At 69.2% G+C, this 21,323-nt stretch carries 19 protein-coding genes and 1 riboswitch; of the genes, 11 read left to right on the top strand and 8 right to left on the bottom strand.

Going from position 1 to position 21,323, the window contains the following annotated elements:
• Positions 1 to 5: 5 nt before the first annotated feature.
• Positions 6 to 177: riboswitch (cyclic di-AMP (ydaO/yuaA leader) on the bottom strand.
• Positions 178 to 390: 213 nt separating this feature from the next.
• The 4 genes from ACFX43_RS21085 to ACFX43_RS21070 are packed head-to-tail and all read right to left on the bottom strand — an operon-like array spanning position 391 to position 3,603.
• Positions 391 to 1,071 (bottom strand): response regulator transcription factor, encoded by a 681-nt coding sequence (locus tag ACFX43_RS21085; protein ID WP_176884042.1) that lies wholly within the window; start codon positions 1,069 to 1,071, stop codon positions 391 to 393.
• Positions 1,072 to 1,085: 14 nt separating this feature from the next.
• Positions 1,086 to 2,003, bottom strand: coding sequence for a non-homologous end-joining DNA ligase (gene ligD / locus ACFX43_RS21080; RefSeq protein WP_378834254.1), 918 nt, complete (start codon positions 2,001 to 2,003; stop codon positions 1,086 to 1,088).
• Positions 2,003 to 2,971 carry a DNA ligase gene (locus tag ACFX43_RS21075; protein WP_378834251.1) on the bottom strand — a complete coding sequence of 323 codons (969 nt, stop codon included), beginning with the start codon at positions 2,969 to 2,971 and terminating at the stop codon, positions 2,003 to 2,005. The genes ligD and ACFX43_RS21075 overlap by 1 nt, the downstream gene beginning before the upstream one ends.
• Before the next feature lie 53 nt (positions 2,972 to 3,024).
• Complete coding sequence (locus ACFX43_RS21070; RefSeq protein ID WP_378834247.1) at positions 3,025 to 3,603, bottom strand: hypothetical protein; 579 nt, start codon at positions 3,601 to 3,603, stop codon at positions 3,025 to 3,027.
• A 216-nt stretch (positions 3,604 to 3,819) separates the two neighbouring features.
• Between ACFX43_RS21070 and ACFX43_RS21065 the strand changes: the two genes are divergently transcribed.
• The 7 genes from ACFX43_RS21065 (at position 3,820) to kynA (ending at position 10,023) form a co-directional block, all read left to right on the top strand.
• Positions 3,820 to 4,653 (top strand): Ku protein, encoded by an 834-nt coding sequence (locus tag ACFX43_RS21065; RefSeq protein ID WP_355018638.1) that lies wholly within the window; start codon positions 3,820 to 3,822, stop codon positions 4,651 to 4,653.
• Positions 4,654 to 4,773: 120 nt separating this feature from the next.
• Entirely contained in the window at positions 4,774 to 5,133 is a 360-nt protein-coding gene (locus tag ACFX43_RS21060; protein ID WP_378834243.1) for a YciI family protein, read from the top strand.
• Complete coding sequence (locus ACFX43_RS21055; RefSeq protein ID WP_378834240.1) at positions 5,130 to 6,404, top strand: RNA polymerase sigma factor; 1,275 nt, start codon at positions 5,130 to 5,132, stop codon at positions 6,402 to 6,404. The genes ACFX43_RS21060 and ACFX43_RS21055 overlap by 4 nt, the downstream gene beginning before the upstream one ends.
• Positions 6,405 to 6,481: 77 nt before the next feature.
• Positions 6,482 to 7,297 carry an alpha/beta fold hydrolase gene (locus ACFX43_RS21050; RefSeq protein WP_378834236.1) on the top strand — a complete coding sequence of 272 codons (816 nt, stop codon included), beginning with the start codon at positions 6,482 to 6,484 and terminating at the stop codon, positions 7,295 to 7,297.
• A 34-nt stretch (positions 7,298 to 7,331) separates the two neighbouring features.
• Entirely contained in the window at positions 7,332 to 7,964 is a 633-nt protein-coding gene (kynB, locus tag ACFX43_RS21045; RefSeq protein ID WP_378834232.1) for an arylformamidase, read from the top strand.
• Entirely contained in the window at positions 7,961 to 9,226 is a 1,266-nt protein-coding gene (gene kynU / locus ACFX43_RS21040; RefSeq protein ID WP_378834229.1) for a kynureninase, read from the top strand. Before kynB ends, kynU begins: the two co-directional genes overlap by 4 nt.
• Complete coding sequence (kynA, locus tag ACFX43_RS21035; protein WP_378834225.1) at positions 9,223 to 10,023, top strand: tryptophan 2,3-dioxygenase; 801 nt, start codon at positions 9,223 to 9,225, stop codon at positions 10,021 to 10,023. The genes kynU and kynA overlap by 4 nt, the downstream gene beginning before the upstream one ends.
• 1 nt (position 10,024) lies before the next feature.
• Here the strand turns inward: kynA and ACFX43_RS21030 are convergent, their stop codons facing one another.
• The 3 genes from ACFX43_RS21030 to ACFX43_RS21020 form a co-directional block, all read right to left on the bottom strand.
• Positions 10,025 to 10,945, bottom strand: a complete 921-nt coding sequence (locus tag ACFX43_RS21030; protein ID WP_350716160.1) for a methylenetetrahydrofolate reductase — start codon at positions 10,943 to 10,945, stop codon at positions 10,025 to 10,027.
• A 71-nt stretch (positions 10,946 to 11,016) separates the two neighbouring features.
• The gene (locus tag ACFX43_RS21025) at positions 11,017 to 11,925 is read right to left on the bottom strand and encodes an HpcH/HpaI aldolase/citrate lyase family protein (RefSeq protein WP_378834219.1); all 909 of its coding nucleotides are present in this window, start codon (positions 11,923 to 11,925) and stop codon (positions 11,017 to 11,019) included.
• A 113-nt stretch (positions 11,926 to 12,038) separates the two neighbouring features.
• Positions 12,039 to 12,629 carry an ArsR/SmtB family transcription factor gene (locus ACFX43_RS21020; RefSeq protein ID WP_378834216.1) on the bottom strand — a complete coding sequence of 197 codons (591 nt, stop codon included), beginning with the start codon at positions 12,627 to 12,629 and terminating at the stop codon, positions 12,039 to 12,041.
• Positions 12,630 to 12,696: 67 nt separating this feature from the next.
• Here ACFX43_RS21020 and ACFX43_RS21015 point away from each other — a divergent pair, with 67 nt between their 5' ends.
• Together ACFX43_RS21015 and ACFX43_RS21010 are read left to right on the top strand one after the other, a co-directional pair.
• On the top strand, positions 12,697 to 13,998 hold the full coding sequence (locus ACFX43_RS21015) for an MFS transporter (protein WP_378834214.1): 1,302 nt from the start codon (positions 12,697 to 12,699) through the stop codon (positions 13,996 to 13,998).
• Between the two features lie 58 nt (positions 13,999 to 14,056).
• On the top strand, positions 14,057 to 16,132 hold the full coding sequence (locus tag ACFX43_RS21010) for a collagen binding domain-containing protein (protein WP_378834210.1): 2,076 nt from the start codon (positions 14,057 to 14,059) through the stop codon (positions 16,130 to 16,132).
• Here ACFX43_RS21010 and ACFX43_RS21005 read toward each other — a convergent pair.
• Positions 16,092 to 20,045: an NAD-glutamate dehydrogenase gene (locus ACFX43_RS21005; protein WP_378834207.1), complete on the bottom strand. Its 3,954-nt coding sequence runs from the start codon at positions 20,043 to 20,045 to the stop codon at positions 16,092 to 16,094. The two genes, ACFX43_RS21010 and ACFX43_RS21005, sit on opposite strands and share 41 nt — an antisense overlap.
• Positions 20,046 to 20,229: 184 nt before the next feature.
• Between ACFX43_RS21005 and ACFX43_RS21000 the strand changes: the two genes are divergently transcribed.
• Positions 20,230 to 20,703: a DUF2505 domain-containing protein gene (locus tag ACFX43_RS21000; RefSeq protein ID WP_378834205.1), complete on the top strand. Its 474-nt coding sequence runs from the start codon at positions 20,230 to 20,232 to the stop codon at positions 20,701 to 20,703.
• 51 nt (positions 20,704 to 20,754) lie between these two features.
• Entirely contained in the window at positions 20,755 to 21,231 is a 477-nt protein-coding gene (locus ACFX43_RS20995; protein WP_160024749.1) for a DUF2505 domain-containing protein, read from the top strand.
• The last annotated feature ends 92 nt before the right edge of the window (positions 21,232 to 21,323 follow it).

The following is a 21,323-nucleotide window of genomic DNA, read 5'->3' as shown; positions in this document are numbered from 1 at the left end:
GCGTGAGTTCCTTCCCACGCCTGCGAGGTGAGCTGTCGGGTTCGGGCTAGAAGGTTGCCCGGCCATCTGCGATGGCTTCACCCCAAGCGACCGTCCGAGTTAGTCGCGTGGAACTTGGGTCCCCCGCTCCTGTCCCATACGTACTGCTGAGTGTGAGGGTAAAGGGGGTTCAGTAGTTGGGGCCGGCGTCCGGAGGGACAGGATTCGGCGTGTACCGGGGCCGGTCGTGCGTTCTGCACGGCTCATCCAAGGTGACATGCGATCTGGAACGGATCCAATCCCGAATGGCCGAATCTGGAGCACATTCGGCGTGTTCACGCGTGACTTTGCCGTCGTTTGTGAAACATCTCACCCACTGAACACGCATATGACACCGTGTCGAACTTGCGTTTACTCCGCTGCTTCGAGACGGAAACCGACGCCGCGGACGGCGACGACCTTCTCCTGAACACCGGCCGCCTCGAGCTTCTGGCGCAGGCGTCCGACGGTGACGTCGAGCGTCTTGGTCGAGCCGTACCAGTTCTCGTCCCAGACCTCGGCCATCAGCCGGTCACGGGAGACGACCTTGTCGCGGGATGCGGCCAGAACGGCCAGCAGCGCGAACTCCTTGCCGGTCAGGGTCACCTCGCGCTCGCCGGCGTAGACCCGGTGGGCAGCCACGTCGATGCGCAGAGCGTCGTCGTCGGCGCCGGGCTCGACCGGACCCGAGCGGCGCAGGAGGGCGCGGACCCGCGCCTGGAGGACGGCCAGCGCGAACGGCTTGGCCAGGTAGTCGTCGGCACCGGCGTCGAGCCCGACGACCAGGTCGATCTCGGCGTCACGGGCGGTGAGGATCATGATCCCGCCCTCGTAGCCGTTGTCGCGAGCGGCCTTGCAGACCTCGAGCCCGTCCATGTCCGGAAGGCCCAGGTCGAGCAGCACCAGCTCGGCGTCGTACGGAGGTGCCAGCAGCTCCAGCGCCTTCTTGCCGGAGTCGACCCAGGTGACGTCATAGCCCTCACGCTGGAGCGTGCGCACCAGGGGAGCAGCGATGTCCTCTTGGTCTTCTACGACAAGCACGGAGTTCGACATGAAGAGAACAATAGTTACAGCCCCGTAGGGCTTGTGAAGAGATCCCCCCTTTCAGATAAGCGCGTGATCACATTGTTAGGTCCGAGCTGGTCGATACCGAGCGGATCCTCGGCCCCTTCGGTGACCTCGTCCCAGGTGACCGGGGCCGCGACCGTCGGGATCTCCTTGCCTCGCAGCGAGTAGGGGCAGATCGTCGTCTTCGACCCCGAGTTCTGGGACCAGTCCAGAAAAACCTTGCCTGACCTGCGACTTTTGGTCATCGTCGCGGTCACTTTGCGCGGGTGGGCCTTCTGGAGGTCCTCGGCGATCTCCTTGGCCAGCGCGGTGGCGACGTCCGGCTCGACGGGCTCCGGCAGGGCGGCGTACAGGTGCAGGCCCTTGCTCCCGCTGAGCACCGGGGTCGCCGCGAGGTCACGGGCGCCCAGCGCCTCGCGCACCAGCAGCGCCACCTCGCAGCACTCCTGCAGACCGGCGGGCTCGCCGGGGTCGAGGTCGATCACGATCCGGTTCGCGCCGGCCGGGGTGCCGTCGGCGTCGACCGTCCACTGGTGGACGTGCAGCTCCAGCGCGGAGAGGTTCGCGGCCCAGGTGAGGGCGGCGAGGCTGTCGAGGATCGGAAAGGTGAGTGTTCCCTCCCTGTGGTCGGCGGTTCGGGATCCCGTTGTCGGAACGGTGACCGTGCGGACCCAGCTGGGTGTGCCGGCCGGTGCGTTCTTCTCGAAGAACGACATGTCGCCGATGCCGTGCGGCCACCGGATCCTGGTCACGGCCCTGTCCCGGAGCTGCGGCAGGAGCGCCGGCGCGACCTGGGCGTAGTAGTTGAGCACCTCGCCCTTCGTCATGCCCGTACGCGGATAGAGCACCTTGCTGAGGCTGGTCAGGGTCAGGACCCGGCCGTCGACCTCGACGCGTACCTCTTCTCGTTCGACCATCACAGATCCTCCGGTGAGACGTCGTCCCTGATCCCGATGAAGCTCGGCTGCCGCAGCCGGCCCTTGTAGCTCGCCGCCGCGACGGCGGTGCCGTGGGTCTCCACCTCGACGACGAGGAGCGGCTCGACCCAGTGGGTGCCGCGAGCGTCGACCGGCGGTACTCCTCCGTCGGGGTCGACGTCGGGACCGGCGAACGGGCTCCGGCCGGTCTCGCGGAGCAGCTCCCCGAGCCGGTGGGCCCGTTTTCCGGTGATTCCGCTGCCGACCCGCCCGCGGTAGATCAGACCTTCGGGCGTCGGCTGCCCGACGAGCAGGGCACCGAGACGTTCCGTGCCGCCCTCGGTGCCCACCTCGGGGCGCCAGCCGCCGACCACCAGCGAGGCCCGGTAGCGATGGGCCAGCTTGATCCAGTCCTTGCTCCGCTCCCCCGGCCGGTAGCGGCTGCCGCGCCGCTTGGACACGATCCCCTCCAGCCCCTGCGCCCGCGTCACCTCGTGGAGCATCCGGCCGTCGTCGTACGTCGCCGGCACCTGCCACGAGCCGAGGTCGCCCTCGGCATGGACGGCCTCGAGGAGCTTGCGGCGCTCGGCCCAGGGCTCCTCGATGAGCAGCCGCCCGTCGAGACGGAGAAGATCGAAGACCATGTACGTCGCGGGGATCTTCTCCGCGAACCGCGCCGCCCGACGGACGTCGCGGTTGTGCATCCGGTCCATGAGCACCCGGAAGTCGGGCAGCCCGGCGTCGTTGAGCGCGATCACCTCGCCGTCGACGACGATGTCGCGTTCCGGGCCCGTCGCGATCTCGGGCCAGGCGGGGGTCGCGTCGTTGTCGTTGCGTGTGGTCAGCCGGGTCTGCGTACCTCCTTCCGGGCTGTCGCCGAGGAGTCGGATGCCGTCCCACTTGACCTCGTGGACCCACTCGTCCCCCGGTGGCACGTGGGTACCAGGGGTCGCGAGCATCGGACGCATGCGTCCATCTTGCCTCTAGGACGTCGTTGCGCCGCGCAGATCTGGTCCAATCCTCACGGCCAGTCGACGTCGACACGGCATGCCTGCGGCGCATGCGGAAGCGTGAGCACCGCACCGTAGCTCCACCCTTCGGTGGTCAGCTCCAGACGAACCAGATCGTCACCGGACCCCCTGACCAGAATCGCCTCCATCCGGCTCGGCTCGATCTGGTCGGCGCCTTCGACGAGGCCTTCCGACTCGACCTGCCAGTCCAGCGCCTCGAGGCGATCGACCAGGAGCCCGAACTCCGAACGCGCGACCTTGCCGGGCCCATTCTTGGCGGCGTCAGCGTCATAGGCCCCGTGCCAGTAGATGCCTGCGTTCGGCTGATGAGCTGTCTGGACCGAGTCGTCATAGAGGCAGCCGAGGACTCCGGAGTCCTCGGTCAGCGTGGTGCCCGCTGGCGCCTGCACCGCCATCACCTGGTCGGACCACGGCTCCAAGTCCGTCATCACCTGCTGCTCCACGGCCGAGTCGACCGAGTACTCCCTGGGCGCGATCACCCACGTGATCGCAGCCGCTGCTCCGACCATCAACGCGAGGTAGGCAATGCCCACGCCGACAACGACGACCACGATGGTCCGGACGGTCACAGGGACACCATCTGCCAGTTCCCCACATGTGCGTGGAAGTCGCAGCGCATTTCCTGGCCGACGACGTCAGATCCGCACATGTGCACCCTCCTCGCGACCTTCACGCGGATCGTGCCTGTCGCAGCTCGTCACGGTCGTGCAGGGGAATGATCTTCCCCAAATTCGGATACCGGCAGATACTGGCTTATCAGATGCCATTTGATGAGGGGATTCACGATGCGTGCGATCTGGAAGGGCGCGGTCTCGTTCGGGCTGGTCAGCGTGCCCGTGAAGCTCTATTCGGCGACGGAGTCCCACGACGTCTCCTTCCGTCAGGTGCACCAGTCCGACGGTGGCCGGATCCGCTATCAGCGGATCTGTTCGATCGACGGCGAGGAGGTGCCCTACTCCGAGATCGCGAAGGGCTACGAGACCGAGGACGGCGAGATGGTCGTGCTCACCGACGACGACTTCGCCAACCTGCCGACGACCTCCTCGCGCGAGATCGCGGTGGAGAAGTTCGTGCCGAGCGACCAGATCGACCCGATGCTCTTCGAGAAGAGCTACTACCTGGAGCCGGAGAACACCGGGGTCAAGCCCTACGCGCTGCTGCGCCAGGCTCTGCTCGAGGCCGACCGGGTCGCCCTGGTGACCGTCGCGCTGCGTCAGCGCACCACGGTCGCGGCGCTGCGGGTGCGGCCGACCGACAACGGCGACGTGATCGTGCTGCAGACGATGATGTGGCCCGACGAGATCCGCGTGCCCGACTTCAAGGTCGAGGCCGGCGAGATCAAGGACTCCGAGATCAAGATGGCCAACATGCTCGTCGAGACTCTCGCGGGCGACTTCCATCCCGAGGAGTTCTCCGACGACTACGCCAGTGCCGTCGAGGAGATGGTGAAGGCCAAGATCGAGGGTGGCGAGGTCGAGCGGACCCCCACCTCCACGAAGACCTCCGGCGAGGTCGTCGACCTGCTCGCAGCCCTGCAGCGCTCGGTCGCCGCGGCCAAGAAGTCTCGCGGCGAAGAGGTCCCCGAGGAGGCCGAGGACAAGAAGTCGGAGGCGTCCTGAGACGACCGGAGCGACACGTACTGAATTCTCTGGTGCGGACGTGTCGAAAGCGGCAGGCTCTTCTCGACGCGTAGGCGACGACGCGCAACGGACGCGCCGCCGACACGCAAGGAGAAGCAGATGCGCTACATGATGTTCGTGAAGATGGACCCGAACGCGGGTCCGCCCCCGGCCGCGCTGATCGAGGCGGTGGAGTCCGAGATCAAGCAGCAGTACGCCGACGGCATCCTCCTCGACGCCGACGGGCTCGGTCCCGCGGTGGAGATCCGGCTGACCGCCGGGGAGGTGACCCACATCGACGGGCCCTTCGCGGAGGCCAAGGAGGTCGCCGGTGGGTTCTCGCTCTTCGAGGTCCGCTCTCCCGACGAGGCCATCGAGCTCGGACGCCGGATGATCCAGCTCCACGAGGAGCTGTGGCCGGGGCAGGACGTGGCCGTGGAGATGCGGCCGCTGTTCGGTCCGCCGACCCCGGCTGAATGAGCTCGCCCACCGAGGACGCGATCGTCGCGGTCTGGCGCAACGAGTCCGTACGGCTCCTCGCCGGCCTGGCGCGGATGACGCACGACCTCGACCTGGCCGAGGACCTCGCCCAGGATGCCCTTGTCGCGGCGCTGGAGCAGTGGCCGCACGAGGGCATCCCTCGCAACCCCGGCGCGTGGCTGATGTCGATCGCGAAGCGGCGCGCGATCGACGGGTTCCGCCGTGACGAGGTGCTGCGCCGCAAGGTCGCCCTGCTGGGCCACGAACTGGAGGAGGGTGAGATGCCTGACCTGGCTGCCGCGGTCGATCACATCGAGGACGACGTGCTGCGGCTGATGTTCCTCTCCTGCCATCCGACGCTGGCGCCCGACTCCCGAACCGTGCTGACGCTGCGGCTCGTGGGCGGTCTGACGACCGCCGAGATCGCCCGGGCCTACTTCGCCAAGGAGTCGGCCGTCGGACAGCGGATCTCGCGGGCGAAGCGCACCCTGGCCGAGGTCGGGGCCTCGTTCGAGCTGCCCACCGGCGAGGAGCGGACGGCGCGGCTGCGCGACGTGATGCAGACGATCTACCTGGTCTTCAACGAGGGCTACGCGGCCACGTCGGGGCCGTCGTGGACCCGGCCCGAGCTGTGCCTGGAGGGGATGCGGCTGGCCCGCATGCTGGCCGCGCACGCCCCGGGCGATCCCGACGCGCAGGCGCTGCAGGGGCTGCTGGAGATCCAGGGTTCACGGCTCGCTGCCCGGGCGGATGCCGAGGGTCACCCGGTGCTGCTCGAGGACCAGGACCGGACCCGCTGGGACCAGCTGCTGCTGCGACGCGGCCTGGCCGCGGTCGACCGGGCGACGGCGCTGGCCTCCTCCGGCACCCCCGGCGGGAGCTATCTGGTGCAGGCGATGATCGCCGCGTGCCACGGCCGCGCCCGGCGGGCCGAGGAGACCGACTGGGCCGAGATCGCCCGCCTCTACGACATGCTCGCGACCGGCGTCCCCGGCCCTGTCATCGAGGTCAACCGGGCGGTGGCGCACGGACGCGCCTTCGGTCCCGAGGCCGGGCTGGCCATCCTGGCGGCGCTCCCCGAGGGAGCACTTCCGGGGTCGCATCTCCCCGCTGGCGTACGTGGTGACCTGCTCCACCGGGCCGGACGGCATCTCGAGGCCTCGGCGGCGTTCGACGAGGCGGCCTCGTTGACCACCAACGCCGGGGAACAGGAGCTTCTCGAAAAACGTGCGGCCGCGTGTCGAAGCGACGAGGTCTCGTCCGACGCGTAAGTATCAACCGGGTCATCTCGACAAGCTCGATACGACGCTCGAGGGGCTCGACCACCGCGACAGAAGTGAGCAGAACGATGACCAAGACCACCACCTCCGCCGACGGCACCACGATCGCCTACGACGTGGTCGGCTCCGGCCCGGCGCTCGTCCTGGTCGACGGGGCCATGTGCTATCGCGGCTTCGGGCCGTCGAAGGAGCTGGCCGACGCATTCTCGGACCGCTTCACCGTCTACCGCTACGACCGTCGCGGCCGCGGCGACAGCAACATCGCCAAGCCGGCTGCCGCCGGCACCATGGAGGCGGTCGAGCAGGAGGTCGCCGACCTGGGTGCGGTGATCGAGGCGGCCGGCGGGCACGCCCATCTGCTGGGCCTGAGCTCGGGCGCGTTCCTCGCCCTCGAGGCCGCGCGGGCCGGGCTGCCGATCGACAAGATCGTCGCCTACGAGGCGCCGCTCATCCTCGACGACACCCACCGCCCCAACGATGCGGACCTGGCGCAGCAGGTCGAGACTCTGGTCGAGAACGGCAAGCGGGCCGCCGCGGTCGAGCTGTTCATGCGCGTGGTCGGAATGCCACTGGTCGCGGTCAAGATCATGCGTCTCACTCCGGCCTTCAAGAAGCTCACCCCGGTCGCCCACACGCTGGTCTACGACCTGGGCATGTGCGTGCCGTTCCAGCAGGGTCTGCCCCTGCCGGGCGGCTACTACAAGAACGTGTCGGTGCCCGTGCTGTCGATGGCGGGCAGCAAGAGCCCGACCCACATGACCAACGCCCAGCAGGCCATCTCCAAGGCCGTTCCCGAGGGACGCTACGTCGTCCTCGACGGGCAGGACCACATGGTCAAGGCCGACGCCCTGGCTCCGGTGGCCGCCGAGTTCCTCACCGCCTGACCGACCCCGCCGGAGGGCGGCCTATCCTGGCGCCATGGCGCAGCTCTGGGACATCTCCCCACCGGTCCACGCATCCTCGCCGGTCTTCCCCGGCGACCATGCCACCGAGGTCGGCTGGACGTTCCGGATCGGCCCCGGGTGCCCGGTCAACGTCGCCGAGCTGAGCCTGTCGGCCCACGTCGGCGCGCACGCGGACGCTCCGCTGCACTTCACCGACGACGGCACGCCCGCCGGCGAGATGCCGCTGGAGCCGTTCCTCGGTCCGTGCCGCGTGGTCGACGTGTCGGGGGTCCGGCCGCTGGTCACCGTCGACGACATCGACGTCACCGACCTGCCGCCACGCGTGCTGTTCCGGACGTACGCCGCCCAGCCGACGACCTGGGACGACGACTTCTGCGCGCTCGACCCCGCGCTGATCGACCTCTTGGCCGCCAACGGGGTGCGGCTGGTCGGCACCGACGCGGCCAGCCTGGACCCGTCCTCCTCCAAGGATCTTCCGGCCCACTTCGCGACCCACCGTCATGACGTACGCATCCTGGAGAACCTGCTGCTCGACGAGGTGCCCGCGGGCGACTACGAGCTGATCGCGCTCCCCCTCAAGCTCACCACCGCCGACGCAGCGCCCGTGCGGGCCGTGCTCAGGCCGATCAAGGAGACTGCCGAATGAACCGCGACGATGCCGTCGCTCTCGACCAGGCCGACCCGCTGGCTCCGCTGCGGGACCTCTTCGACCTGCCCGAGAAGACGATCTACCTCGACGGCAACTCGCTGGGGGCACTCCCCCGAGCCACCGCCGGCAGGGTGGCCGAGGTGGTCACGCAGGAGTGGGGGCAGGGGCTGATCGGGTCCTGGAACACCGCCTCCTGGATCACTCTCCCCCAGCGCGTCGGCGACAAGATCGCCCGGCTCGTCGGCGCAGGTCAGGGCGAGGTCGTGGTCGCCGACTCGACCTCCCTCAACGTCTACAAGGTCCTGGCCTCCGCGCTCTCGATCGCCTCGGTCGACTCACCCGATCGCCGGGTCGTGGTCAGCGAGCGGAGCAACTTCCCCACCGACCTCTACATCGCCTCCTCGCTGTGCCGCGAGCGCGGCTACGAGCTGGTGCTGGTCGATTCGCCCGACGAGATCGAGGGGCTGCTCGACCGCACCGCGGTGCTGATGCTGACCGAGGTCAACTACCGCACCGGCTACCTGCACGACATGGCCGCGGTGACCGCGCTCGCGCACGAGCACGGCGTGCTCGCCGTCTGGGACCTGTGCCACTCGGCCGGCGCGGTGCCGGTCGACCTTCGAGGCGCTGACGCCGACTTCGCGATCGGCTGCGGCTACAAGTTCCTCAACGGTGGCCCCGGATCGCCGGCGTTCCTGTGGGTCAACCCTCGCCACGTCGACCGATTCGAGCAGCCGCTGTCGGGCTGGATGGGTCACGCGGCGCCGTTCGAGATGTCGCCGGGCTACCGGCCCGCGGAAGGGGTCTCGCGCTACCTGTCCGGCACCCCCGCCGTCATCGGCATCTCCGCCCTGGAGTGCGGGGTCGACACGCTGTTGGCGGCCGAGACGTACGGCGGTCTCGAGGCGATCCGGGAGAAGTCGCTCGCGCTGACCCGTCTCTTCGCCCACCTCGTCTCCTCTCGGCTTCCCGGGTTCACGATCGAGTCCCCGCTGGACGACACCCGCCGAGGCAGCCAGCTGTCGCTGAGCGTCGCCGACGACGGGGCGTACGCGATCGTGCAGGCGCTCATCGAGCGAGGTGTGGTCGGCGACTTCCGCGCCGGACCGGCCGGTGGGACAGACATCCTGCGCTTCGGCGTCACCCCGCTCTACACCCGCTACGTCGACGTGTGGGACGCCGTCGACCACCTGGTCTCGGTGATGGACAACGACGAATGGCGCGACGAGCGCTTCTGGACCCGAGGAGCAGTCACATGAGCAGCACGCAGGATCTTCCGATGGACTACTCCGACTACCTCCACCTGCCGGAGGTGCTCGGCGCGCAGAATCCGCTCTCGGGCGACCACAACGAGATGCTCTTCATCGTGCAGCACCAGGCGATGGAGCTGTGGATGAAGCTCGCGCTGCACGAGCTGACCGAGGCGCAGCGGCTTCTCGCCGAGGATGCGGTGCGTCCGGCGTTCAAGGGACTGGCTCGGGTATCCCGGATCATGGAGCAGCTCGTGCACGCCTGGGACGTCCTCTCGACGCTGACCCCGACCGAGTACGACAAGTTCCGCCCCTACCTGGCCACCGGTTCGGGCTTCCAGTCGTGGCAGTACCGCTGCATCGAGTTCGCGCTCGGCAACAAGGCCGCCTACACGCTCCGCGTGCACGAGGGCCGGCCGCACGAGCAGGATGTGCTCGCCGCGTACGGACGTCCGTCTCTCTACGACGAGTCGCTGCGCCTGCTGTCCCGGCGCGGCTTCGACATCCCGGCCGATCATCTCGACAGGGACTGGAAGCAGGAGTACGCCGCCTCCGACGCCGTCGAGGCCGCCTGGGGCGAGGTCTACCGCGACCCGGAGAAGCACTGGGACCTCTACGAGCTCGGTGAGGAGCTCACCGACCTCGAGACCGCCTTCCGGGTCTGGCGGTTCCGGCACGTGACCACCGTCGAGCGGATCATCGGGTTCAAGGTCGGCACCGGCGGGACCAGCGGTGTCTCCTACCTGCGCAAACAGCTCGACATCATCCTGTTCCCCGAGCTGTGGGCGATGCGCACAGGCTTGTGAGTCAGCGCGCCAGCTTGCCGCGGAGCCGCTCGGCGAGACGTACGGAGGCCTCGATCTCGACCTTGCGGATCGAGACGGACTCGATGTTGATGCCGAACGGCACGCCGAGCTGGCGGCAGAAGGACATCAGCTCGATCGCCGTCGCCTCGGCCTGCTCGAGCGAGGCGTCGAGGGTGTCGGTGGCATGGCGCAGCTCGTTCTCGATCCAGCGCGGGACGTCGACACCGAGCCAGCGGAGGAACTCGAGGGTCTTCATGGAGCCGCAGACGGAGAAGGTGAACACGATCGGCACCGGCTGCAGGCCACGGGTCTCGCACTCGTAGCGGTAGTCGGAGACGAGGTTCTTGGCGGCGTTGACGTCGTAGACGACCTGGGTGACGAAGTAGGAGCAGCCCGCCTCCTGCTTGGCGATCAGGCGAAGGTGCTCGTCGCCCTTGGCAGTGTGTCGCTCAGGAATCGCGACGGCGCCCAGGAGCAGGTCGGGGTTGGCCTCGTTCCGGATCTGCTGGGCGCGGCGCAGGCTGGTGGCGACCCGCTTCTCACCCGAGGAGGCGCCGACGAAGACCGACAGTGCCTTGGCCGGGTCCTGGGTCTTGACCCAGTCGCGCAGCGTCGGCTCGTCGTACTTCCCCGTGGCCCGGTAGACGACGGCCGGCACGTCGAGACCAGCGAGGTTGCGCTCGAGGAACTCGGCGGGGTCGAGGGTGCGTACGAACGGGAACGGCCGCTCTTCCGGGTTGCGGTCGGACTCGTCGTCGATGTCGTAGAGGATCAGCCCGTCGACATCGAGGGGCCGGATCCGCTCGAGCGTGACCTCCGCGATCTGCTGCACCCTCTCGGGTGCCGTCGTCACCCTGGGCGGGGTGACGGCGAACAGGAGAATCTCACCGGCCCGGTCATTGATGCGCTGCTGCAGATCCACGGCATCAACGCTAGCCGAGCCGTGCCGACCCGGCGCGGCTGTCCCACCCCAGAGCGCCGAGTCGGCGTCGATCAGTAGACGCTCGGCCCCGAGGTGGGGGCGTCGTAGGCCTCGGTGTCCGGCTTGATCTTGAACAGCTCGGCACGGCGCTTGATCGTCTCGGCGCGGGCCAGACGCGGCTTGTCGCTGCCGTCGCGGATCACGCGGCCACCCTCCTCGAACTTGTGGAGGAACTCGTAGGCCCAGGTCACGTCGGACGGGGACGGGCTGAACGACTCGTTGATCACCGAGGGCTGCTCGATGTCGAGGCAGAGCTTGCCGGTCATACCCATCGCGACGCCGTCGGCCGACTGCTCACGCAGCAGCGGGTGGCTGCTGCCCACCGTCGGGCCGTCGATCGGACCGGACAGGTTGCCGATCCGCGAGGCCAGGACCAGCTTGGTCCGCGGGTAGGCCATCGCGAGGGGGTCGTTCTCCGCGCCCGTGTCGCGGCGGTAGTCACCGGAGCCGAAGGCGAGCCGGTAGGCGCCCCGGGCGCGCGCGATCGTCGCGGCGTCCTCGATCCCCAGCGCCGACTCGAGCAGCGGGATCACCGGGGTCTTGCCACCCAGTCGCTGGAACGTGTCGGTCACCTGGTCGGGAGACTCGGTCTTCGCGAGCATCACACCGGCAAGCGTCTCGATCCCGGCGAGCGCCGCGATGTCCTCGCTCCAGTCCTCGGTGGTCCAGTCGTTGATGCGTACCCAGGCACGGCCGCCACCCTTGAGCCAGCTGGTCACGTTCTCGCGCGCCTGCGACTTGAGCGAGGTGTCGATCGCGTCCTCCATGTCGAGGATGATCTGGTCGGCTCGGCTCAGCTGGGCGTCGTCGAAAATCTCCGTACGCATCGCGGAGACCAGGAGCCAGGACCGGGCGTTGTGGCCCTCGACTCGGTTGGCTTCGCGGACCTCGCGCTTCTCGGCGATCTGGCTCGTGCTCATCGTTCGTCTATCTCCCTACTGGCGTCCTGGGATGGGCGCGACTTCGGACGGTAAACCAACTTCTCGGTGACTCGCGAGTAGGAGGCGGCCTGAGGCAGGCGTTGAGACATGACTCACGTCGCCACCCCCGGATCGGCCTCACGGGCCAGGTCAGGCATCGGCTGGACGATCTGGTAGACCGAGTAGAGGTCCCGCTCCTCGCCGGACGGCTGACGGCCGGTCTCGCGGTAGCGCGCGACGACCTGGTTCAGCTCCTGCTGCAGCTGGAGGGCCTCGTCCTTCGTCAGCCGCAGGGACGACTCCGACACGAGCCGCCTGGCCGGATCGTCCTCGAGCTCCGAGGAGACCTTGAAGGCCTCGTCGACCAGGTGGTGGCCCCAGGCGACGGAGCTGCGCTGGAACACCGTGTAAGCCGCCTCGCCTCCCGGCTGCTGGACCATCTCTCTCGGGCTGATGGTGATGTCGTCGTCGGTGAGCCGCCAGACACGGTCGCGCTTGTCACGGCCGGCGTCGGGGTCGACCTCCACCAGGCCGTACTTCGCCAGCTGCCGCAGATGGAAGCTGGCCTGGTTGGCCGGGATGCCGGTGCGCTGCGCGACATCCGCGGCACGGAGGGATCCCGCTGCGGACAGCTCGTGCAGCACCCGGTTGCGAGTCGGGTGGGCGATCGCGCGCAGGATCCGCGGGTCGTCGTACGTAGCCATGGCCGCAGTCTACAGAATTCCGCAATACATATTGCGCAACATGACTTGCGCACCTTATGGTGCGGGTATGCCCTCCTACCGCGAGCTCGCCCGCAACCACGACTTCACCGCCCTCTGGATCGGCGCCACCGTCGCCGAGCTCGGGACCCGGGTGAGCCTCTTCGCGATGCCCCTGGTCGCGTACGCGTTGACCGGATCCGCCTTCTGGGCAGCGGCCGCGGAGGCGATCCACCTCATCGGGATGGTGGGGATGCTGCTGCCCGCCGGGTTGATCGCCGACCGCCGCCATCGACTGCGGATCATGCGGTTCGCCCACGGCTCGGGCACCGTCCTGTACGCCTCGCTGGCTCTCGCCGGGATCCTCGGCTCGCTCACCCTCCCCCACCTGCTCCTCGTCGCCCTTCTCACCGGAGCGCTCAACGGGCTCTTCCTCCCGGCCGAGAACTCAGCGATCAGATCGGTCGTCGCGGCGGACGACCTCCCGACGGCCCTCTCCCAGCAGCAGGCACGCCAGCACATCGCCGGACTGCTCGGCGGTCCGCTCGGCGGCGTGCTCCTCGGCTTCACCCGCTGGGCGCCGTTCGCCGGGAACGCCATCGCGTACGCCGCCGGCTGGCTGCTCCTCGGACGCGTCCGCGCCGACCTCTCGGCACCGCCCGCCCGCGCCCGTGCGCCTCGCGAGAAGGCCTCGGCCGACCTGGTCGCGGGACTGCGCTACAGCTGGCAGCAGCCGTTCCTGCGTACGCTGCTCTTCTTCGGACCCGCCGCCAACCTGGCCGTCAACGCGCTCTTCTTCATGGCGCTGCTGCGACTGATCGAGGCTGGGTTCCCGGCCTGGCAGATCGGGTTGGCCGAGGCGGCGATCGGAGCGTGCGGGATCCTCGGCGCACTGGTCGCTCCCTGGCTCATCGACACGATCCCGACGGGCAGACTCACCGCCCTGGTCGCGTGGAGCTTCGTGCCGCTCTCGATCCCGCTCGCGTTCTGGACCCACCCCGCCGTGATGGCCCTGGCCGTCTCCGTCGGCCTCTTCCTCAACCCCGCAGGCAACGCCGGCGTCGCGGCGTACCGGATGGCGATCACCCCACCGGAGCTGGTCGGACGCGTGCAGTCCGCGGCCCAGTTCGTCTCGATGCTCTCGATCCCGCTCGCGCCCGCCCTGGCCGGGGCGCTGCTCGCCGTCACCGGCGGCACCACCGCGGTCCTCGCGGTCACGGCGCTGGTCGCTCTCGCCGCTCTCATCCCCACGCTCGCCCGTTCGGTGCGGTCGATCCCGCGCCCCGCGGACTGGCAGACGCTGTCCTCGAACGACGACAACCTCGGCCACACACGCGCTTCAGAGGGCAAAAATCCGGTTCCGCAGGTCTAACCTTCTCAAAGTCCCCCAACGCAACGTTTTGCTCCTCGGAAGCAAAGGATCCCCTCGCATGTTCAACCGGGCCTGTCTGGCGTTGGCACTTCTGGCCGGCGTGTTCGTCACGGTGCTGTCTCCGGGACCGGCTCATGCCGTGACCGACTCCTGGGCCGAGTGGGCACCCGTCTCCGGGACGTCCAACGACTACTCCACGACGATGACCCAGAGGTCTGCGGGCTTCCCCGCGGCCCAGATGGCCAGCGACTCCCGGGCCAACGTCGCCCTTCCCAGCGGCGCGAGCACGTTCCTCGACGCGGGCACGCCTCCTGGAGCGAAGTACGGATCGAGCCGCGGGTCGGCCTACATCAACCTGCGCCCGAAGGCCGACACCCCGACCGGCGCCTCGACCACGACGTACGCCTTCGAGAACCCCACGCCCGACACCGGCTGGGCGTTCGTGCTCGGTGACATCGACTCCGACCAGGTCCAGGTCCAGGCGACCGACGAGAACGGCGAGGCCGTCCCGGCCGCGGAGATCTCCTCGTGGTTCCAGGGGTCGTTCAACTACGGCGGCGGCACCGACCAGCCCACCTGGAACCCGGCCACCTCGACGTTGACCGGCAACCCCACCGCCACCGACACCAACGGCGCCAGCGGCTGGTACGAGCCCGACATCCGGCTCACCAGCCTGACCTTCGTCTTCACCCGCCGTGCCGGGTTCCCGGTCTACCAGACCTGGTTCGTGAGCCGGGCGCGGCCGATCGGCGGCACGGTCACCGACGTGTCGACCTCCGGGCCGTGCCCGGTCGAGAGCTCGGTGCTCACCCTCGTCTCGCCCTACGGGGAGACGCTGGCCACCACGAGCCCCGCCGCCGACGGCACCTACTCCTTCGGCGAGTTCGCCACCCAGGACGGCTACACCGTCCGGCTGAGCCAGCCCGACGGATGCGCGATCGTCGGACAGACCGAGGCGACCGTCAGCAACCGTGGCGAGGACGGCGACCCCGCCTCCCGGGCCGACTTCGAGGTGCGGCAGGTGATCCCGCAGGCGATCAGCGGCACCGTACGCGACGACGCCGGCGCTCCGGTCCCGGGCGCGACCGTGACCCTGACCCGGCCCGACGGGACCACCGCGACCACGACCACCGGCACCGACGGCAGCTATCTCTTCGACGACAACGCCGTCGGCACCGGCTACTCGGTGACCCTGACGGTGCCCGACGGCTACACCGCGGGTCCCGACGGTACGACCCGCTCCGACATCACCGTCGACGACAGCCCGATCACCGACCAGGACTTCGTGGTCAACCAGCTGGCGAGCGTCTCCGGCACCGTGACCGGCGGCGGCAGCGGGCTCGGCGGCGTCCAGGTGCGCCTGGTCCCCGCCGGCGGCGGCGACCCCATCACCACCGTCACCGACGGTGACGGCAACTACCGGCTCGACGGGGTGCCGCCCGGCGACTACACCGCCGAGATCGACGCGCCCGAGGGCTACACCGGCACCACCACGCGACCTGTCACCGTGGCCACGAGCGACGTGACCGGGGTCGACTTCGACCTCACCCGCCCCGGCACGATCGCCGGGCGGGTCACCGACGCGTCCACCGGAGACCCGGTCGCCGGCGTCACTGTCACCGTCGACGGGCCCGACGGCCCGGTCACCGCCACCACCGACGACGCCGGCGGCTACATCGTCGAGGATCTCCCGCCGGGCGACTACACCATCACCGTCACCGCACCCGATGGGATGCGGGTCGTGGGTGAGGCCTCGCGTACGGTCACGATCACCTCGGCCGGCGAGATCCGGGGCGGACAGGACTTCAGGATCGACGAGGTCCCCTCGCCGAGCCCCACGCCGGACCCGACCCCGACGCCGGACCCGACCCCGACGCCGGACCCGACCCCGGATCCCACGCCGACCCCGGATCCGACGCCCACGCCGGACCCGACCGACGTGCCGACTCCTGGTGGAAATGAGAATCCGCCGGCGACCCCGACCCCGGGACCGCCGACGGAGACCTCACCTCAGAGCTCGCTCCCCGAGACCGGCGGCCCGTCGTGGGTGTTCGCCGCGCTCGGCATCTCGCTCCTGCTCGCCGGCACGGTGCTCACCGTGACAGCGCGTCGAGCGTCCCGAATGCGAGGTTGACCTCCTCGTTGACCGCCGAGGTCGCCCAGATCTCCCACCGCAGCGGGTGATCCACGATGGCCTCGGGGAACCGCTCGCGGATCGCGGTCGGGAAGTACGCCACTAGGCGCTTCGTCATCTCCGGGTCCGCGGCCGGGTCGGGGACGCCCTCGGCGACCAGCTCGCGCCGGCGCTCGATCTTGGTCCAGGCGAGCACGACGGCGAGCTCGGGGGCGGTGAGCCCCTCCCCCGCCTCCAGACGGCGCGCGACCTCGGTCGAGGAGGGCAGTCCCTCCACGTCGCGGTCGAGCAGGCCTGCCGTGACCCACTCCGCGATCTGGCGCTCGTGAGCCTCCAAGAGCTGCGGGGCCGAGGCCACCGCACGGGTCAGGGTCACGTTGTGGGCCTCGTTGTCGGCCAGCACCAGCGCAGCGACTTCGTCGGTCATCTCCTCGAGGAGCTCGTCACGCGCGGCAAGCGTCAGCGAGCCCGCGCGTACCTCTCGGTCCAGCAGGACCTTGAGGTTGACCTCGTGGTCGGAGGTGTCGACACCGGCGGAGTTGTCGATCGCGTCGGTGTTGATCAGTCCACCCTTGCGGGCGAACTCGACGCGGCCGGCCTGGGTGATACCCAGGTTGCCCCCCTCACCGACGACCCGCACCCGCAGCTCGGCGGCATCCACCCGGACCCCGTCGTTGGCGTGGTCACCGGCGTCGGCGTCGGTCTCGCTGGACGCCTTGACGTACGTCCCGATCCCGCCGTTCCACAGCAGGTCGACCGGCGCGCGCAGGATCGCGCTGATCAGCTCCTGCGGCGTGAGCCGCTTGACGTCGGTCGCCAGACCGAGCGCCTGCCGCACCTCGGGACTGATCGGCACCCACTTCAGCTGCCGCGACCACACGCCGCCGCCCGCCGAGATCAGTGAGGTGTCGTAGGACTCCCAGGTCGACCGAGGCATCTCGAAGAGTCGCTTCCGCTCCTGGAAACCCACCGCCGCGTCGGGCGTGGGGTCGATGAAGATGTGCCGGTGGTCGAAGGCGGCCACGAGCCGGATGCGATCCGAGCGCAGCATGCCGTTGCCGAAGACGTCACCGGACATGTCCCCGACACCGACCGCGGTGATCTCGTCGGTCTGCGGGTCGATCCCGAGCCGCTTGAAGTGGTGCTGCACCGAGACCCAGGCGCCACGCGAGGTGATGCCCATGGCCTTGTGGTCGTAGCCCGCCGAGCCGCCGGAGGCGAACGCGTCGCCGAGCCAGAAGTCGTACTCCGCCGCGACCGAGTTGGCCAGGTCGGAGAACGTCGCGGTGCCCTTGTCGGCGGCGACGACCAGGTAGGAGTCGTCGCCGTCGTGGCGCACCACGTCGGGCGGCGGCACGATCTCGCCGTCCACCCGGTTGTCGGTGACGTCGAGGAGGCCACGCAGGAACGTGACGTACGCGTCCGGACCGGCCGCGCCGCCCTTGGGGACGAAGCCGCCCTTCGCGCCACCCGGCACGATCACGGTGTTCTTGACCTGCTGCGCCTTCGCCAGACCGAGCACCTCGGTGCGGAAGTCGTCGCGCCGGTCGCTCCACCGCAGCCCGCCACGGGCCACCGCGTCGAAGCGCAGGTGCACGCCCTCGACGTCGGGCGAGTAGACGAAGATCTCGTACGCCGGGCGCGGCAGCGGCAGGTCGGGCACCTGCTGCGGGTCGAACTTGAGCGCCAGGTAGGGCCGGTTCCGGTAGTAGTTGGTCCGCGTGGTCGCCTGGATCGTGGTGACGTAGCTGCGCAGGATCCGGTCCTGGTCCAGGCTCGCGACGTCGTCGAGGGCCTCGATGATCGCCTCGGCCCGCTTCGCCTCGTCACGCGTGGTGAGCGAGGGGTCGAAACGGGTCTCGAACAGCTCCACGATCTGCCGGGCGATGCCCGGGTTGGCGCACAGCGCGCCCGCGATCGTCTGGAACGAGTTGGGCGTGCCGGCCTGGCGCAGGTAGCGACCGTAGGCACGCAGCAGTGTCACCTGACCGTGGTCGAGACCGGCCAGGACGAGCGCGTTCAGCCCGTCGACCTCGCTGCGACCGGACCAGGCCTGGTGCAGCGCGGCGACCAGCTGGGTCGGGGTGCCGACCGGGGTGCCCGAGTAGGCGAGCCCGAAGTCGTAGATGAACCACTCCTCCGACCCGGACGTGCCGACGCCCTCGAGGTCGTAGGGCCGCTCGTCGGTGACCTCGAAGCCGAACGAGGACAGGATCGGGAGCATCAGGGACAGCGAGAGCGGGCCACCGGTGCGGTAGATCTTGATCCGGAAACCGCCGGGGCTCTCCGGGTCCTTGTAGAAGGAGAAGTCGACCGCCTCGCCCTGGTGCGAGAGCATCTCGAGCCGGGTCAGGTCCGCGGCGCCGGTGTCGGCGTCGAAGTCCTCCTTGTAGGCCTCCGGGAACGCGTCGAGCACGTGCGCGAGCCGGGCCGCGCCCTCCTCGCCGGCATGGGCGATGACCGCGCTGACCAGGTCGTCGCGCCAGCTCCGCGCGGCCTTGCGCAGCCGCGACTCGAGGCTGTCGACCAGCCCCGGGGTGTCCAGGGCCTCCCCCAGCGACTCGGTGGTGCCGTGGACCACGAAGTGCACGCGGGCGGTGGTCGACTCGCTGATGCGTACGGTGAACTCCAGGTCGGTGCCGCCGAGCGCGTCGAGAAGCACCTTCGAGAACCGCTCGCGGACCGTCGTGTTGTAGCGGTCACGCGGCAGCGAGACCAGCACCGAGACATAGCGACCGTACGTGTCGGGCCGGACGGCCACCCGCAGGATGCGACGCTCGATCGCTCCCAGCGCGGCCTCGGCGAGGTCCATCAGCTCCTCGGTGGAGGCGTGGAAGAGCTCCTCGCGCGGGTAGGACTCCATCGCGTCGAGCATCGCCTTGCCGGTGTGGCTGCGGGCGTCGTAGCCGGTGTGGTCGAGGACCGCGGCGACCTTGCCGCGTACGACCGGGATCCGGGTCACCGACTCGCGAGCCGCCTTCGTGGTGAAGAGGCCGAGGAAGCGGTGCTCGCCGATCACCTCACCGGCGCCGTTGAAGATCTTGATGCCGACGTGGTCGAGGTAGGCGGGCTCCCCGACGGTCGAGCGTGAGTTGGCCTTGGCCAGGACGAGCATGACCTTGTCGCGGGCGTGGGCGGCGACCTTGGGCGGCATCTTGCCGTGGTCGGGCGCCTGCGGCGGGTCGGCACGCAGGATGCCCAGGCCGGTGCCGGAGCGACCGCGCAGGTAGTCGCCGTCGAGGCGATACTCGCGGTAGCCCGTCAGCAGGAAGTGGTCCTCGGCCAGCCAGGCCAGCAGCTCGGCGGCCTCCGAGGCCTCCTCGCGCGGCACGCTGTTGGGCGGGGTGTAGCGCAGACCGGCCGCGATCTCCGCCAGCCGGCGGTGCAGCCTCGGCTCGTCCTCGACGACCTCGCGTACGTCCTCGAGGACTCCCTCGAGGCCGGAGACGATCTCCTTGGCGGCGTCGGGGGCGAGACGGTCGATCTCGATGTGCATCCAGGACTCGCTGATGTCGCCTTCGTTCACCCCCTCGAGCGCACCGGTCACGTCACGGGCGACGTCGATGACGGGGTGGACGACGAGATGTACGTCGAGGCCACGACGGTAGAGCTCGGTCTTGACCGAGTCCACGAGGTAGGGCATGTCGTCGACGACGATCTCGACGACGCTGCGGCCTCCGGCGGACCAACCGTCTGCGGCGGTGGTCGGGGTGAGGATGCGCACGGCGGCGGTGCCCTGCGGGCGGTTCGCTGCCAGCGCCAGATGCGATCCCACCGCGCCGGCGAGATCAGCCTCGCTGCGGCCGGTGAGCTCCTCGGGGGCTACGTGGCGGAAGTAGGTGGTGCTCGGCAGGCGGTTCTGCAGGACGTTCTGCTGAGCTTGGACAGGTTTGATATGCGTCTCCGTTGACACACCTGTCACGGTATCCCGCGAGGGCTCTGAGTAGGCGGCTGGATCCGAAGGAATCGCCGATGTGAGTCATAGGCTCACGACCTGCCGCAGGCCTGGGGGTAAAGAGCATACTCCGGGAATGTGTCGGTTCTCTCGGCGGCTCCGCTGATGACTCTGGCCGCACTAGGCGTCATGATGTGTGGCTATGAGCAAAAAGCTGTCGGTCGATCTGGCCTACGACGCCCCGATCGCAGCCGTCTCCGGGATGCTCGCCGACGCGGCGTTCCGCGAGCAGGTCTGCGACGCCCAGCACGCGCTGTCCAAGAGCGTGGCGATCACCGGGTCGACGGTGAGCATCCGCTACGCCCAGGCCGTCAGCGGAGTGCCCGGGTTCGCGAAGAAGTTCGTGGGCGACACCATCGAGGTGCACCAGGACGAGATCTGGTCGGCCGACTTCACCTCCGGCGACCTCAAGGTCACCCTTCCGGGCAAGCCGGGCTCGCTCTCCGGCATCGCCCGGCTGGCCGAGAACGGCACGAAGACCATCGAGACCGTCACCCTCACCGCTACGGTGAATGTGCCCCTGGTCAGCGGAAAGCTGGAGGATCTCATCCTCTCGATCTTCAAGAAGGCGCTCGAGAAGGAGCATGAGGTAGGCACCCGCTGGCTCGCCGCCTGAGCCCCCTCATCCCCCGTCCCAACCCGCAGAAGAGCCCCAAAGGATTCGGCAATGACGACGACCCTTCAGCACGAGCTCGTCTACGACGCCCGCATGGGCGAGGTGTCCGCGATGCTCGCTGATCCGGGCTTCCGCGAGCGGGTCGCCGACGCCCAGGGAGCGCTCCGCCGCCGGGTGACCATCGGTGGTGCGCCGCGGGAGGTCCGGATCGACCGGGTGCAGTCGACCGTCGGCGTACCCTCCTTCGCGAAGCGCATCGTCTCCGGCGACCTCACCGTCCATCAGAACGAGGTCTGGTCCTCCGACACGGTCGCCGTCGTCGACATCACCGTCCCCGGTGGCCTGGCCACCTTGCGCGGCAACATCTCGCTGTCCGAGTCCGACGGACGCACCACCGAGAGCGTGCGGCTGAACATCAAGGTGCCCGTGCCGCTGGTCGGGGCCAAGCTCGAGGAGTACGTCGAGGAGCTGATGCTCAAGGCCTTCGACCTCGAGCAGGCGGTCGGCGCGGCGTACCTTTCTCGGTGAGAATCTCACCGGTCTGATGCAACCGAACTGAAAAGCTAACCGTCCCCATATGTGCCCGGCAATACATTGCCGGGCATCAGGTCTCGGATCAG

The sequence above is a fragment of the Nocardioides sp. YIM B13467 genome, assembly GCF_042788075.1.
Lineage (GTDB): Bacteria > Actinomycetota > Actinomycetes > Propionibacteriales > Nocardioidaceae > Nocardioides.
The sequence above is the reverse complement of the archived record's forward strand: the minus strand, read 5'-3'. Positions and strand labels throughout refer to the sequence as shown.